Annotated in this window: 11 protein-coding genes; 8 read left to right on the top strand and 3 right to left on the bottom strand. The window is 43.9% G+C overall.

Annotation, left to right across the window (positions count from 1 at the left end; translation table 11 throughout):
• Positions 1–51 precede the first annotated feature (51 nt).
• On the bottom strand, positions 52–1,599 hold the full coding sequence (locus tag MTF70_RS09245; protein WP_005376560.1) for an arylsulfatase: 1,548 nt from the start codon (positions 1,597–1,599) through the stop codon (positions 52–54).
• Positions 1,600–1,905: 306 nt separating this feature from the next.
• Here MTF70_RS09245 and MTF70_RS09240 point away from each other — a divergent pair, with 306 nt between their 5' ends.
• The 3 genes from MTF70_RS09240 to MTF70_RS09230 all read left to right on the top strand — a co-directional run bounded on the left by MTF70_RS09240 (position 1,906) and on the right by MTF70_RS09230 (position 4,937).
• The gene (locus MTF70_RS09240) at positions 1,906–2,292 is read left to right on the top strand and encodes a winged helix-turn-helix domain-containing protein (RefSeq protein ID WP_005376561.1); all 387 of its coding nucleotides are present in this window, start codon (positions 1,906–1,908) and stop codon (positions 2,290–2,292) included.
• Between the two features lie 80 nt (positions 2,293–2,372).
• On the top strand, positions 2,373–4,727 hold the full coding sequence (locus MTF70_RS09235; RefSeq protein ID WP_042520719.1) for a fatty acid cis/trans isomerase: 2,355 nt from the start codon (positions 2,373–2,375) through the stop codon (positions 4,725–4,727).
• Between the two features lie 18 nt (positions 4,728–4,745).
• Positions 4,746–4,937, top strand: coding sequence for a hypothetical protein (locus tag MTF70_RS09230; RefSeq protein WP_005376565.1), 192 nt, complete (start codon positions 4,746–4,748; stop codon positions 4,935–4,937).
• A 50-nt stretch (positions 4,938–4,987) separates the two neighbouring features.
• On the opposite strand, the gene torS is transcribed toward MTF70_RS09230, so the two are convergent.
• Positions 4,988–7,951: a TMAO reductase system sensor histidine kinase/response regulator TorS gene (gene torS, locus MTF70_RS09225; RefSeq protein WP_053307617.1), complete on the bottom strand. Its 2,964-nt coding sequence runs from the start codon at positions 7,949–7,951 to the stop codon at positions 4,988–4,990.
• Positions 7,952–7,994: 43 nt separating this feature from the next.
• Here torS and torT point away from each other — a divergent pair, with 43 nt between their 5' ends.
• Positions 7,995–9,044, top strand: coding sequence for a TMAO reductase system periplasmic protein TorT (gene torT / locus MTF70_RS09220; protein ID WP_258458599.1), 1,050 nt, complete (start codon positions 7,995–7,997; stop codon positions 9,042–9,044).
• Positions 9,045–9,108: 64 nt separating this feature from the next.
• Positions 9,109–9,564, top strand: a complete 456-nt coding sequence (locus MTF70_RS09215) for a methylglyoxal synthase (protein WP_005376571.1) — start codon at positions 9,109–9,111, stop codon at positions 9,562–9,564.
• 77 nt (positions 9,565–9,641) lie between these two features.
• On the opposite strand, the gene helD is transcribed toward MTF70_RS09215, so the two are convergent.
• On the bottom strand, positions 9,642–11,711 hold the full coding sequence (helD, locus tag MTF70_RS09210) for a DNA helicase IV (RefSeq protein ID WP_138940154.1): 2,070 nt from the start codon (positions 11,709–11,711) through the stop codon (positions 9,642–9,644).
• A 324-nt stretch (positions 11,712–12,035) separates the two neighbouring features.
• Here helD and yccS point away from each other — a divergent pair, with 324 nt between their 5' ends.
• The 3 genes from yccS (at position 12,036) to MTF70_RS09195 (ending at position 14,992) form a co-directional block, all read left to right on the top strand.
• The gene (yccS, locus tag MTF70_RS09205) at positions 12,036–14,189 is read left to right on the top strand and encodes a YccS family putative transporter (RefSeq protein WP_042520714.1); all 2,154 of its coding nucleotides are present in this window, start codon (positions 12,036–12,038) and stop codon (positions 14,187–14,189) included.
• 189 nt (positions 14,190–14,378) lie between these two features.
• The gene (locus MTF70_RS09200; protein WP_005376575.1) at positions 14,379–14,609 is read left to right on the top strand and encodes a hypothetical protein; all 231 of its coding nucleotides are present in this window, start codon (positions 14,379–14,381) and stop codon (positions 14,607–14,609) included.
• A gap of 80 nt (positions 14,610–14,689) precedes the next feature.
• Positions 14,690–14,992: a hypothetical protein gene (locus tag MTF70_RS09195; RefSeq protein WP_042520711.1), complete on the top strand. Its 303-nt coding sequence runs from the start codon at positions 14,690–14,692 to the stop codon at positions 14,990–14,992.
• The last annotated feature ends 161 nt before the right edge of the window (positions 14,993–15,153 follow it).

Raw genomic sequence — 15,153 nt, 5'->3', positions numbered from 1 at the left:
GGCTCACGTTAATGAGCCTCTTTCTATATGTGATACTTCACTTAGCTTTTCCTACTTATTTGGGTTCTCTTTTAGTTTCTCCATCACTTGATCGAGCGAGAAGCTTGCTGCTTTTTGCCTTGGTGGGAACTCTTTAAACGTTTCAAGGAATCTGCCTACGTAAGCTTGCGCAGGAACAAGCATGTAAGCACGGTCTAGCATCCAATCGTAGTAAGTGTTAGAAGTGATATCAGCCACTTCGTAAGGATCCATACGCAAGTTGAAGATCTTAGGAACACGAAGTGTGGTGAATGGTTCAGCCCAAATACGCAACGTGCCTTTTGCTCGTTGCTCCATAAAGACCAGCTTCCATTTGTTATAGCGAAGTGCAGTTAAGTCTCCATCATCTGAGAAGTAAAAAATTTCTTCTCGTGGGGCCTTATCCTCTTTACCAGTCAAATATGGTAGGAAGTTATAGCCGTCTAGGTGAACTTTGAATTTCTTACCATTCGCACTATAACCTTTGAGCAATTTCTCTTTGATATTGTCATCACCCGCGGCAGCAACAAACGTTGGCATCCAGTCCATGTGATGCATGATATCATTCGAAACAGAGCCAGCTTTAATTTTACCTGGCCAACGTACCATCGCAGGAACTCGGTACGCACCTTCCCAGTTGGTATTTTTCTCTCCACGGAATGGCGTTGTACCTGCATCTGGCCACGAGTTCATGTGTGGGCCATTATCGGTGGAGTAAAAGACGATTGTGTTGTCTTTAATACCCAAATCATCCACTTTTTTCAGTAGCTGACCTACATGGTTATCATGCTCGACCATACCATCTGCATACTCGCTGATACCTGTTTTTCCAGAGTTCTCTTCTTTCACATGAGTACGGAAGTGCATACGAGTTGCGTTCCACCAGACAAAGAAAGGTTTTTCAGCCTTGACGGCACGATCCATAAAGTCGAGTGCCGCATCTAACGTCTCTTCATCCACGGTTTCCATGCGCTTGCGAGTTAGAGGCCCTGTATCTTCAATTTTGCCATCAGCGTACGAACGGATAACGCCGCGCGGACCGAACTTTTTACGAAACTCAGGATCTTTAGGATAATCGACGTTTTCTGGCTCCTCCTCGGCGTTCAAGTGATAAAGGTTGCCAAAAAATTCATCGAAGCCGTGATTAGTAGGAAGGTGCTCATCTTTATCACCTAAGTGGTTTTTACCAAATTGCCCTGTCATATAGCCCATCGGCTTCAGCATTTCGGCAATGGTTGCGTCCTCTTCCTTCAAGCCAAGATCAGCACCTGGAAGCCCCACTTTACTCAAACCTGTTCTAAGAACGGTTTGGCCCGTAATGAAAGTAGAACGGCCCGCTGTACAAGATTGCTCACCGTAATAGTCAGTGAACATCATGCCTTCTTTGGCGATACTGTCTATATTTGGTGTTTTGTACCCCATCAAGCCAAACGTGTAAGCACTGAGATTGGACTGGCCAATATCATCACCCCAAATGACGAGAATATTTGGTTTCTCTGCTGCGATACTGCTACTTGTCGCACCGATTAAAGCGGCGGCAAGAATCGCTAATCGGCGTTTAACGCCATATTTCGCTGTCATATAAACCTCTGTGTGTATTAGAAAAGTGCTTCCTGCAACAGAATGTATAGTTCACAAATAGCGGATAAGCGAATTTACTAAATGAGAATTCTTTCTATCTTTGCCTAACATTACACCGTTATTTGTAGCTAATACGCACTCCAATAGCACTTTAGTTCAGAGCGCCATCGCACCATTCATCACTACTGTTAATCTCAAGTATTAAGATTGTCTACGCATATCACAGTGCTCATAAAGTACCTGATTGCTTTTACATAAATATTAATGATAATACGTTTTACTACTATTAATAATTAAGGTATCCGTGTGCTTGACTCCAAGGTTTCAAATGGAAAAACTTCCCAATGCCAACACAACGGCGTTCACCATAATGATGAAGAGCTATTACTAGATAAGCGCACTCACTCTGTGGTACTCAATTACTTGCCAAACAAGAAATCTGTTCAGTTAACAAGCATTCAATTTAAGCTGCTGCAAACTCTCACTCACCATCAAGATCAAGTACTTAGTAAGCATTTTCTTTACGAAACAGTACTAAAACGTGAATTTACTGAACATGATCGAGCACTCGATATGCACATGAGCAGAATGAGAAAGCGTCTAGTTCACGAAGGCGTTCCAACAGACAGAATTCAGACAGTCCACCGCCAGGGTTACATTTTCAAGCGCTCAGACAATCAACAGAAAAATTAACGCTAATTGACCCAACTTTTGGTAATTGACCGCTTATTTTGCTTTAATTAATGCAAATTCTAATCACGTAAAATAACTCAATGAATTTGCGCTTAATTTTTACACTTTGCATTGCTACTTTGTTTGCCGGCTGTGCAACCTATGCTGGTCTTAACTATGACCAACTGTTTGGTCCACAGCTCGTGCGTGAACGCACAGTTGACGTGGAAACCCCTCAAGCAAACTTCTTCCAAAGCGAAGTTAAACCCATTATGGATAACCGCTGTGTCGTCTGCCACGCGTGCTACGATGCACCATGTCAACTTAAGCTCTCTTCTGTTGAGGGCATTGACCGTGGTGCGAGTAAAGCACTGGTATATGAAGGAACAAGACTCACAGCCGCAGCACCAACACGCTTATTCGAAGATGCAGAAACAACCCAGGAGTGGCGCGATGCGGGTTTTCATCCGGTTCTCAACGAACGTGATCAAAGCATGGCAGCCAACATTGATGCAGGCCTTATCGCACGTTTGCTACAACAAAAAGAGCGCCACCCATTGCCTGACCAAGTCCAGTTAGAAGGCTTTGACTTTTCGATAGACCGAGAGCAAACCTGTCCGACGATTGAAGAATACGAGCAATACGAAAAGGATAACCCGACCTGGGGAATGCCTTTTGGTATGCCAAACCTATCAAACAGTGAATACCACACACTCATGACTTGGTTGGAAAACGGCGCAATAATGAACGTTCACCGACCTGTTAGTGAGAAAGAGCAAGCGCAAATAGATAAGTACGAAGCATTACTTAACCACTCTGATTTGAAAAATCAGCTGATGGCTAGGTATATATATGAGCATTTATTTTTATCTCATCTCTACTTTTCGGAACTCGATGAAGATCCCCGATTCTTCACGCTCGTCCGCTCTGCTACACCACCAGGACAGCCCGTCAAACGTATTTCAACGCGTCGCCCGTACGATGATCCAGGGGTTGAACGTGTGTTTTATCGAATTATTCCAGAGCAAGGGACCATAGTAGATAAAACTCACATGCCATTCGCGTTAAACAAGCAACGCATAGAGAACTGGAAAACTTGGTTTATTGATGCTGATTACATGGTTAGTCAGCTACCGAGTTATGAACCAGAAGTTGCTGCAAACCCGATGACATCATTCATCGACCTTCCAGTGAAGTCGCGCTTTAAGTTCATGCTAGATAATGCACAAAATACAATAATGGCATACATCAAAGGCCCAGTTTGTCGTGGCCAACTGGCATTGAATGTTATCAATGATCGCTTTTGGGTGTTTTTCCTTGATCCAGATAAAGCAGACATCCCAGAAGTAAATGAGTTTTACCGATCTCAGGCTGATAATCTAAAACTACCGGCAGAGCAAGAAAGTAACACGCTACCTGTTACCAACTGGGTCAAGTACGCGCGTCAACAAGCTCGCTACCTAGAGGCTAAATCTGAGTTCACTAATAACTGGTTTAAAGAAGGTGAAAACCTATCCACCGATGTAATTTGGGATGGTAATGGCACCAACCATAATGCGGCATTAACGATATTCCGCCATTTTGATAGTGCTTCTGTTGTTCAAGGGTTAGTTGGTGAGCAGCCTAAAACAGTGTGGATTCTTGACTACGCGCTACTAGAGCGTATCCACTATTTGCTTGTTGCTGGGTTTGACGTTTACGGTAACTTCGGCCATCAGCTCATGACACGAATGTTTATGGACTTCTTGCGTCTAGAAGGCGAAAGTAACTTTATCTCTTTGTTACCCGCCGATATGCGCCATGAACTTCAATCTAGCTGGTATAAAGATCAAAGCCCGCAGTTGAGTGACTTTTTACAACGAAATGTGAAGCCGTTTAACCAACCAACCAGCGTTCAGTATAAGAGTGACGATCCAAAAACGGAGTTGGTGGAGTTGTTGAGAGAACATGTCTCAGGTGTGCTTCTGCCTCGCTACGAAATTCAAGATACGGCTCTTTCTGCGAGTAATGAAAAACAACTAAAACGCATTGACCACGTTCGTGGTGAAGGCCTGAAAACCGTTCCGCAAATCACTATGCTTATGGTGAGAAGTCAATCAGGGGAAGATGAACTGTTCACCTTACTTCACAACAATGCACACACAAACATCTCTAGCTTGTTTGATGAAGAAAGTAACCGTGACTTTGCTAACGATGACATGACCATTGTACGCGGCGTTGTGGGAAGCTATCCTGCGGCATTTTTCTCGATCAACGAAAACCAAGTAAAAGATTTTGTCGATCAATTTAGTGCCATCCAAAACGAGTCCGATTACGTTAAGTTATTGGATAATTTTGCGATTCGTAGAAGCTCAGAAAAATTCTGGTCATTTAGCGATCGTTTACACAATTGGTACCGTACAAAACAACCGATCGAATTTGGATTACTTGACTATAATCGTTTTGAGAATCGATGATGATTTAAGGGGGTTCTCATGGGTATCCGAGATAACATTGCCGCTCTTGAACAACAGATTTACGTTGCTTGTTCTGAGGGAGACTACGAAACGGTCAATATGCTTGAGCATCAACTCGAATACTTGCGTGGCAAAGTGGAACATCCTTTTGATGATGACCCTTATGCCCTAGACACTCGATTCGAGTGGGAAGATGACATGACCGAATAGAAAAAACCTCCGGAAAGCCGGAGGTTTTTTTATTTTCAATGCTCGATGGATTACTTCGCCATTAACTCATCCAGAGCTTGAATTGATGCAGACACTTGAGAAACTAAATCATCTTTAGTCGCATTATAGGTATCTAAAGGTTGAGCCGCGGCTTCAATTGCTTGGCAAGCGTTCATTAATGCAGTTAGTCCTAAACTTCCCGCGCTGCCCTTTAATTTATGGGCAAGGTTCTTTACTTCTTTACTATCATTGTCCTCAGCAGACGCTTGCAGTTTGCTTAATACATCAGTGCTGGTGGATCTAAACAGATTAATAATGTGCAACATCTTATCTCTGCCCAAGATTTTCATATCGGACTCAATCACGCTCGGATTAATGATAACCACATCGGGTTCCTTTTTTTGGGGCGCTTGAACGACCTTTGATTGTAGCTCTTGTTCTTGAGGCGAAATTTGATCAAACGGGGTACAGTCGGCATTTTGTGGCAACAACAACGGCTTTCCGTCTAGCGCATCCTGAATCAATGCCGCGAGTGCCTCTTTTGCCAATGGCTTAGGCAAGTATCCGTCAAAACCAGCGGCTAGATAGCGCTCAACTTCTTCCGCAAAAACGTGCGCAGACACTGCAATCATTGGCGTGACGGCAAGCGCTTTATTGGCCGGCTTATCACACTCAATCCGCTTTAAGCGTTGGATCAACTCAGTTCCATCACAATCAGGGAGGTTGATGTCGACTAAAGCGATATCAAAATCCTGTGTGCTGATCAGTTGCTCTGCTTGTGAGCCGTTTTCCGCCATCACGACTTGATGCCCCATGCTTTCTAGAAAACCTTCCGCGACCACTCGGTTGACTTCATTATCTTCTACCAGCAAGACCTTTGCTTTCACTTTGCAACGTGCGGTTGCCACGGTTCCTGTTTCAACAGGTTCGCTTTCCTCTAACGGAATAGAGAACCAGAATCGGCTACCATTTCCCTCTTCGGAATCGACTTCTAAAACACCGCCCATCGCTTCAATGATTCGCTTACTGATGGCAAGTCCAAGCCCCGTACCTCCAGTTTGGCTCATCCCACCTTCAGCTTGCGTGAAGGCATCAAACAACGTTCTCTGGTATTTTTTGGCAATTCCTATTCCAGTGTCTGATACTTCAAACAGGACTTGCGACTCGTCCTCAGGGTTCAGGCTAACGTAGATATCAATTTCTCCTTCGTCAGTGAACTTAATCGCGTTACCAACAAGATTGTTCAGCACCTGACTGATTCTGGTGACATCCCCTTTCCAGTAGCGACTAACATCACTTTCAATATGGTAGGAGAACAGCAGCTTCTTCTCTTGTGCTCGACTGTTCATTAACTGGAAAGTGTCCTCCACCATTTGGTGTAAATCAAAGCCCATGTGACGAATTTCTAAATGCCCCGCTTCAATCTTGGAGTAATCCAGTACATCATTAAGGATCGCGAGCAACGTTTTACCACTACGATTAATGATTTCCGCATAACGCTTTTGAATTGGGTTGAGGCCTGAGTCAATCAACAAGCGTGCTGTCCCCAACACTCCGTTCATTGGCGTTCTTATCTCATGGCTCATCGTCGCCAAGAATGCCGATTTTGCTCGGCTCGCTTGCTCTGCTTGCTTGCGAGCTTTAGCGTGATTCAAAACCTCTTCATTCAAACGGCGGTTTGCTTGTTTTAACTGCGAAGTGCGCTGCTCAACGAGCTCTTCTAAATGCTCTTTATGCTCCTCAAGCTCTCGCTTGGCTTGAGCTTCACCCTCTGCTACCACTTTTAGTGCTTGCGCGGTATTACGAGCCGTGATGATGGCCTGCCCCATATGCGCCAACTCATCTTTGCCTTTCACTTCCAACTCAACCGCTAAGTTACCCTGCGCCACAGACAGCAACGCAGCGGAATATTCCGCTAACCGCTTCACAACAGAAAGGTACACCACACGCCATAAAATCAGCACCAATACAATCAAACCAACAATTGAAATAACGGTTAGAGACCACTGAGCGAATTTCAATGTGCTGGTCAATTGGTCTACAGCGACGGTAGTGGTTTTGTTTGAATCATCAACCAATTTGTTGACCGTGCCATTAAGCTCTGAGAACAACTCTAATGTCTTTTGCATCAGCTGTTGTGACTGTTCGTTATTCTCGTATTGCTGCATCAGTATAGAAAATACGACCTGACGCTTACCAAGCTCTATGAGCAGTTGGCTCATTTGCTTAGAGCGCGTAGGATCTTCCACAGCGAGTACACGGCGTTGCATGATTTTGAGGTTGCTATCGAAATCACTTTGAACCTGTTGAATTCGCTCAATATTCGTTAATGTCCGAGCCTCTTCAATCTGATTCAACATTTTAAAGGCCAACAAGTGCAGTTCATGCAATCGCTCAGTCAGATCAAGATCGACCTCCACCAGTGCATCTAGCGCCTGATAAACTTGCGATTTTTTATTCGATTCTAATAAGTCATAAATATGCGTGACGTTAGCAACAGCAATGGTGCTTGTATTCTGAACTTGCGTACGAGTTAGTTGTTCTAGCTCTTCACTGAGCAGACGCATTTCTTCAACACGAGTATCTATCTCTTTTGCAAGCCACAGCTTTTTTTCAACCGAAACACCGAGTTCTGCCAAATTGTCGATAACGTTCTGGACGTTATTCTCTAAAGCTTCTAACAATTGAGAATCGAACGACTCACTCCCGAGCTCCTTGATGTGAGTGAGTAAAGACTCGAGCTGTTCGAACAGCACTCGCCCTGACTCCTTTCTTTCCTGCTCGTTTCTTGCGTTCGACAACATTTGTACAGACGAAATAATACGAGTACTCAACTCAGATACTTGCCTCGCCTCAATCATGGCGGGAATCGCAGAATCCACGACATTTCTTTCGGTTTTGGCAACCAAAGAAAATCCAGACACACCAATAAGTGCCGATAACATGACCAGTATTGCCATCGCAATGAAAGACAACAAAAGTTTACGACCGATGCTTGCAGTTGCTAGCAGCATATTTTCATGACCTTAATGTTCGTGTTCAGCGACATATTACGTTATATTTTGCAGTGTTTACTTAATCTATGCCAACGAACTTCATTTCATGGTTAAAAATCAACACGCATTTCGCACATTTTTCAAACATTCTGCAGCCACTTTAACCCTCGTTGCTTCTTTGCCAGCGGTTGCCGCAGAGAAAATATGTGCAATATACCCTCACCTAAAGGATTCATACTGGTTGTCAGTAAACTATGGAATGGTGTCCGAAGCGAAAAGAGAAGGTGTCGAGCTACGAGTCCTTGAAGCGGGCGGCTACCCAAACAAAACCCGTCAAGAACAACAACTCGCACTGTGTAACCAATGGGGAGCAGATGCGGTTATCCTTGGGACCGTGGACCCACAGGCTTACGAGCATTCACTTAAAAATTGGGTAGGGAATACTCCCGTTTTTGCTACTGTGAACCAACTCGACTTGGATGAAGAACAAAGTGAGTTGCTAAAAGGGACTGTCGGTGTTGACTGGCATTGGATGGGATACGAAGCGGGTCAATATTTGGCAGCTCGCCATCCAAAAGGGTCAGGAAAAACCAACATTGCCTTACTTTTGGGGCCGCGAACTCGTGGTGGTACGAAACCCGTTACTGCCGGATTTTATGAAGCGATACAAGGAAGTGATATCAACATTGTTGACTCATTTTGGGCAGACAACGACAAGGAGTTACAACGTAACCTGGTTCAACGTGTGATCGATATGGGAAATATAGATTACATTGTTGGCAGTGCAGTGGCGATTGAAGCGGCCATCAGTGAGCTGCGCAGTGCAGGCAAAGCTGAGGAGATCGGTTTAGTTTCTGTGTACTTAAGTCATGGTGTATATCGAGGCCTGTTACGTAACAAAGTGCTCTTCGCACCAACAGATAAAATGGTGCAGCAAGGTCGGCTTTCCGTGATGCAAGCAACGCATTACTTAAGAGGTGAAGCTTATGACAAACATGCCTCACCAACCATCAAACCACTGACTCCGAAGACGCTTCATGGTGACACGATCGAAGAATCGTTATCTCCGTCAGAATATAGGCCGACATTCCGTGTTAAGGCTGTTGATTGAAAGACCAAAAACGTGTTCTATTGAGTCACAACAATTTTAAAATCATACAAACGGAAACATCTTGATGCAAAAAACCATTCGTACCATGCCAACCCATAAACATGTGGCTTTGGTCGCTCACGACAACTGCAAACCTGAGCTACTTCGCTGGGTAAAAGAAAACAAAGAAAAGCTACAGAGTCACTTCCTTTACGCAACTGGCACGACAGGACACATGCTGAGTAAAGAAACTGGACTTGCGATCAAGAGCATGATCAGTGGTCCGATGGGCGGTGATCAACAACTAGGCGCTCTCATTTCAGAAGGCAAAATCGACGTTCTCGTTTTCTTTTGGGATCCACTGAATGCCGTACCTCACGACCCAGATGTTAAAGCGCTTCTTCGTATTGCTAGTGTTTGGAATATTCCTGTAGCAACGAACCGAGCCACCGCTAAGTTCCTGTTTAACTCCCCTCTTCTTGAGCAAGAAGTAGACATCGAAGTTCCGGATTACGAAGCCTATCTTGCTGAGCGCATGTAAGCTTTGATGCCAACCAAATAAAGCAAAGGCGATACCAAGTATCGCCTTTGCTGCTTTTAACATTCTAAACGTTGCATTTAACGGGAAGTCACGATGGGATAATCACCATTAACGAGCTCTTGAACGAATGCAGATCCCGCGCCAGTATGCGTGATCCAAACCTTCTCTTTCGCACGTGTAATCGCCACGTAAAATAGCCTGCGCTCTTCTGCGTAAGGGAATTTGTCTTTGGATTCCGTCAACGCACCATCAATGTGAATTTGCTTCTTCTTAGCGGGGAATTGCCCCTCATCCACAGAAAGAATAATCACAAAGTCAGCTTCGCGTCCTTTACTCGCATGGCAAGTCATAAAGCGAATATCGAGATTAGGGAAACGTCGCAACCAATCGTCGAACAAATCGGGCTTATGATAATGGTTACGTCCTAGCAATAAAACTGACTTGGTTTGCTTGGCTTGTTGATTCAAGTGATCCAAGATCTTTTCCACTTGATTGCTCGGCGCGGTATGTACGCTCTTCTGCTTGCGTTGTATGTGGCTGTTTAGTGTTTTCGGCAACTGCGATGGGTTTTGCTGCACGAATGTATTCGCTACATCACCAATCTGATTGTTGAAACGATAAGTTGTATCTAAGTGATGAACGGTTGAGTGAGCAAAGCGTTCTTTAAAACCAGTGATAAGATCGACATCCGCTCCTGCAAACTGATAGATAGCTTGCCAATCGTCGCCAACAGCAAATAACGTCGCACCTGCTTGTTTCTGAGTGGATTCACACAGTGCTTCAATCAATGCCAGACGGTCTGGAGAGATATCTTGATACTCATCGACCATAATAAAGCGCCATGGCGAGACAAACTTTCCTTTATTCACATAATCTGTCGCACGACTGATCATGGTTGGGAAATCCACTTGGTTGCTTTCTTTAAGCATTTTCTGCCACGCTGTAAAACATGGCCAGCATAAGGCGAGTTCACTATTTAAACGCGTATAGTCTTGGTGGTTTACGAGCTTTTCTTGTACTTGCTTTTTGGTCAACCCTACCGCCGCTAAATGAGACAGCTGCGAATCTAGCCAAGCGATCAGTTTTGGATTTTCTGAATGGCTTCCTAACTCATCATCCCCTTTTAGGTACGCAATCGGCCATTTGTCTAAATGTTTTTGCCAACGTTTAAAGTTGGTGGGTGTCATCCAATGTTTTTTCAACCAGTCTACACACCATGCCGTTCGTTGATTTTCGTCCAACGCTAAAGGGCTAATTTCGACAGGTTGCTGTTCGACTTGTTTAAGAATATACAAGCCCAACTGATGGAATGTGTTGACGCGCACACCGTCTGCCGCCATGCCCACTTTATCTACTAAGCGTTCTTTCATTTCAGTCGCCGCATCACGACCGAACGCTAACATGAGAAGCTCTTCTGCTTGAGCCTGATGGCTTTGCAACAAATAGGCAACTCGTGCGGTTAAAACGCTGGTTTTGCCCGAGCCGGCACCAGCAAGAACTAAGTTGTGGTCGTCGTTGAGTAATACCGCATATTGCTGGGATAAATTCAAAGGAGAGGATTCAATTTGATTAAACAGCACTTCCCAATTTGGACGTTCTGCTTCTAGCCAATCGCGATTACGCTCACCAAGCGCCTCAGAGGTATCAATGAGCCAAGGCTCTATTTGCGACATACGATTCGGCATTCGCATTTTGGCTTCTTCTAGGGTGGTTTTCATCTCGCTTAACTCTTGGTTAAGACTTTCAACCCAGGAGACCACTTGAGAATGCGATAAGTAAGCAGGCAAGTGCTTTAGTTTGTAAAGCTCTTCTTCCCACTTAGGTAGATACTCAGCCAGTTTTCGGCACTGAGTGTTGTGCCACTCTTGATATTGACGAACGGCCTCAAGCGCGAACTTTCGGCATTGTGGCCACGGTAAACCTTGGACTAGCCAGCTTTGTTGTTTGCCTTCGTGTTCATGAGCAAAAAACTGTAAAGAGCTCCATAATAACCCACGCTTTACGCTAACTTTGCCATTCCAGATCGTAAAAGGAATATGTTCTTCACTGCCTATCGAGCTTAATAAAACACTGTTCTCTTTTATTTCGACGTGATGGTACTCATTTTGAATAAAAAACTGTGCTTTGCTAGTGGCAGTAAGCTGCATGAAACGTGCGCCTTTTAGTTTAGAAGTTGTCGATTTATATCATTTTAAGGCGCTAAATTGTAGCAACGGCGAGCACCTAAGTAAGCTTCTTCTTCTATTCTTTAATAAAATTCACATTACTGTCGATTTAATAACCTAAAGCTGAGGTTATTTGAAGCTGGCTTTACAATCCTCAATACATGACCTGGCAGTTTTAATATAAGTCAATGACATCCCTGCTGATTTTATCAGCAACCACGAATTTTTCTTAAAGTAAATCATAAACGCGCTATAGTGGGTCTGGTAGTATTCCCCCTGTTCTTCATCGGAAACATAAGGCGCATTGTGCAAGCAACTTCTAAATTTCGGCTATATTGGGCAAACAAGACGATAAATTACAGCGTTCTTATCCTCATTACCTTACTGGGTGTGGTTATCCCAACTTGGTACTTCGAGCAAAACACGCTGATAACGCCATTAATATTAGGCGTTATTGCTGCTGCTTTGGCTGAAAGTGATGACAGTTTCACTGGACGCATCAAGGCTCTGATTCTCACCGTTCTCTGTTTTGCGCTTGCTGCTTTTTCAATTGAAATCTTGTTCGATACCCCATGGGCGTTTGCGTTGGGATTATTTATCTCAACCTTCGGCTTCATCATTCTTGGGGCGATAGGTCCTAAGTACGCGAGTATTGCTTTTGGTTCGTTGCTGATCGCTATTTATACTATGCTTGGCGCACATGAAAGCACCAACATTTGGTTTCAGCCACTACTGCTTTTGACTGGTGCCGCCTGGTATTACTTCATGTCCATGATTTGGCAGATATTTTGGCCTCTTCAACCGGTGCAACAAAGCTTAGCCAATGTGTTCTTCCAAATGGCGAATTATCTTGATGCGAAAGCCAAGCTTTTTCACCCTGTGACCAACTTGACGCCACAACCGCTGCGGATTGAAGCTGCAAAATGCAATGCTGCCACGGTTACGGCACTAAACGCTTGTAAAACCACATTACTTAACCGATCGAAACGGGGTCACATTGATGGGCCTAGTGACCGATTTTTAAATATTTATTTCATCGCTCAAGACATTCACGAACGCGTCAGTTCTAGCCATTATCGCTATCAGGATTTAGCGACCGAATTTGAACGTTCTGATGTGCTGTTTCGTTTTAAATATCTTTTGGAGTCTCAAGCCCAAGCGTGTCGTGATATTGCACTAGCCATTCAGCTAGGAAATGAATACTCCCATACCGATCAATCTATTCTGGCATTAGCTGAAGTACAAAACTCTCTTGCTTATCTAGAAGAACAAAAGCAAGGGCACTGGAAACGTCTGCTGATGCAGTTAACATATTTATTCAATAACTTAGCGACGGTAGAAAAACAACTTAATAACATTAACAACCCAGATGTTGAAGGCCTCGAAGAAGATACCCTCGCCGATACCAACCCACACACGCTAAAAGCGATGTGGCAGCGTATATCAGCAAATTTACACAAAGATTCGATGCTGTTTCGGCATGCATTACGTATGTCAATTGCCTTAACGATTGGCTATGGAATCATTCAAATATTCAACATCGACCGAGGTTACTGGATACTCTTAACCACTTTATTCGTATGCCAACCGAACTACAGTGCCACTCGCCAAAAATTGACGGCGCGAGTAATAGGTACATTAGCTGGTTTGTTGATTGGTGTACCATTGCTGACTTTTTTCCCTTCTCAAGAAAGCCAGTTAGTATTTATCGTTATCTCTGGTGTGATGTTTTTCGCCTTCCGGATGAACAACTATGGGTACGCGACTGGTTTTATTACACTGCTCGTCCTCTTCTTATTTAATCAACTAGGTGAAGGTTACGCAGTTGTCCTTCCTAGACTAGCAGATACCCTCATCGGGTGTGTGCTTGCAGTAGGAGCTGTATTAGTTATTTTGCCCGACTGGCAGTCGAGAAGGCTTCACAAAGTTATGTCGGATGCGATAGAGGCGAACAAGCAGTATCTCGATCAGATCATTGGTCAGTATAGAATCGGCAAGAAAGACAATTTGAGTTACCGTATCGCTCGCCGCCAGGCCCACAATAATGATGCCTCACTCTCTTCTGCGATTAGTACGATGCTGGCGGAGCCTGGCAAATATCGCGCAGCTGTTGATGAAAGTTTTCGCTTCCTAACGTTAAATCACGCAATGTTGAACTATATTTCTGCATTAGGCGCGCACAGAACTCGCATCGAAGATGAGTCAATTCATAAACTCGTTTTAGATGCTCACCGTTGTATTCATCAGCATCTGGATGTACTTCATAAACAGCTTCACCAGCATTGTGAGGAGTGTGACCTATCTAATATTGATGATGCTGGACTCGAGCAACGCTTAAACGAATGGCGCGATGAAGACGACAGCTCTGCCCGCATGGTATTGCAGCAACTTCATCTTATCTATCGCATGCTCCCAGAGCTTCATTCACTTGCTAGTAAGTTTGCCGTCAGGGTAAGTTAGTAACATTCAAACCATATGTAAGAGGGAAGCGCTATATCGCTTCCCTTTTTCTTTTTACGTTTCCATCTACCCCAAAGTGGGTAATTATGTACCTTCTTAGGAAAGATCTGACGTATCACTTAACACACCTTGACAATATTCGGACAAAAAGCAATCGATCAAATTCTAATCTATTTTGGTTGAATAAATATGTTGTATCCAAAGGATGAAGAATTTCGGGCAACGACGGATAAACCGAATCACGACGAAGGTATTGAGATGAACGCACAACAATTTAATGAACTTAAGCAAAAGCTCAGTGATTTAACGGCAAGTCAGTTAAAGTCATTACAAGGTGAGATCAGCGTGAAACTAAATAAAGCGCAAAAACCGGTTCTATCTGGTGAAGAAAGAGAAATGCTTGCCAAACTGTTTGCCTAATCAAGTCATTGATATAAAACACTTGAACGTTTTATAAACTCCACCTATGCTCTCACTATCATAATGTTGGGAGTAGTGATATGCCTGTATCGGGAATTCAATCTGGATACCACATCGTTCAGATGTCACAACAAATGGCCGAGAAAGCTGCACATGGCATTAGCAATAATGTAAGTAAGGTAAAAGAAAAGCTTTCTGATCACAACATCGATTTAGCTGCGGTTGCGGATGTCGCAATAACAGCCTCAACACCTAGCCTTCCCTCTCAAAAAGTTGAATCTCTCAGCAACCTCGCACAAGCCGCTGGTTATAACCGAGTTGGCGCGTCTGTCATAGAGAAAAACAATGAAATCATTGGCAGCTTGCTAGACATCCACGTTTAGGCGATTTAACGTCAAATTATCGCTATTTTAATTTCCAACTATCACTATAACGTCGTAACAAGATAACCCCTTTGCTTCGCTCTTTATTTCTATTTCGATTCAAATACTCCTGTTTAAAATCAAGCTTTCCCGAAAAAAATGGGCGGCTTATCAGAGCCGCC

Origin of the sequence: Vibrio sp. 2CM40D, assembly GCF_023161825.1 — a bacterium.
GTDB lineage: Bacteria > Pseudomonadota > Gammaproteobacteria > Enterobacterales > Vibrionaceae > Vibrio > Vibrio alginolyticus.
The sequence above is the reverse complement of the archived record's forward strand: the minus strand, read 5'-3'. Positions and strand labels throughout refer to the sequence as shown.

Coding starts and splice junctions, on each gene's coding strand:
- torS (WP_053307617.1), bottom strand. CDS start 7,951: ATGCTGCTAGCAACTGCAAGCATCGGTCGTAAACTTTTGTTGTCTTTC.
- MTF70_RS09230 (WP_005376565.1), top strand. CDS start 4,746: ATGGGTATCCGAGATAACATTGCCGCTCTTGAACAACAGATTTACGTT.
- helD (WP_138940154.1), bottom strand. CDS start 11,711: ATGCAGCTTACTGCCACTAGCAAAGCACAGTTTTTTATTCAAAATGAG.
- MTF70_RS09200 (WP_005376575.1), top strand. CDS start 14,379: ATGTTGTATCCAAAGGATGAAGAATTTCGGGCAACGACGGATAAACCG.
- MTF70_RS09235 (WP_042520719.1), top strand. CDS start 2,373: ATGAATTTGCGCTTAATTTTTACACTTTGCATTGCTACTTTGTTTGCC.
- MTF70_RS09215 (WP_005376571.1), top strand. CDS start 9,109: ATGCAAAAAACCATTCGTACCATGCCAACCCATAAACATGTGGCTTTG.
- MTF70_RS09195 (WP_042520711.1), top strand. CDS start 14,690: ATGCCTGTATCGGGAATTCAATCTGGATACCACATCGTTCAGATGTCA.
- MTF70_RS09245 (WP_005376560.1), bottom strand. CDS start 1,599: ATGACAGCGAAATATGGCGTTAAACGCCGATTAGCGATTCTTGCCGCC.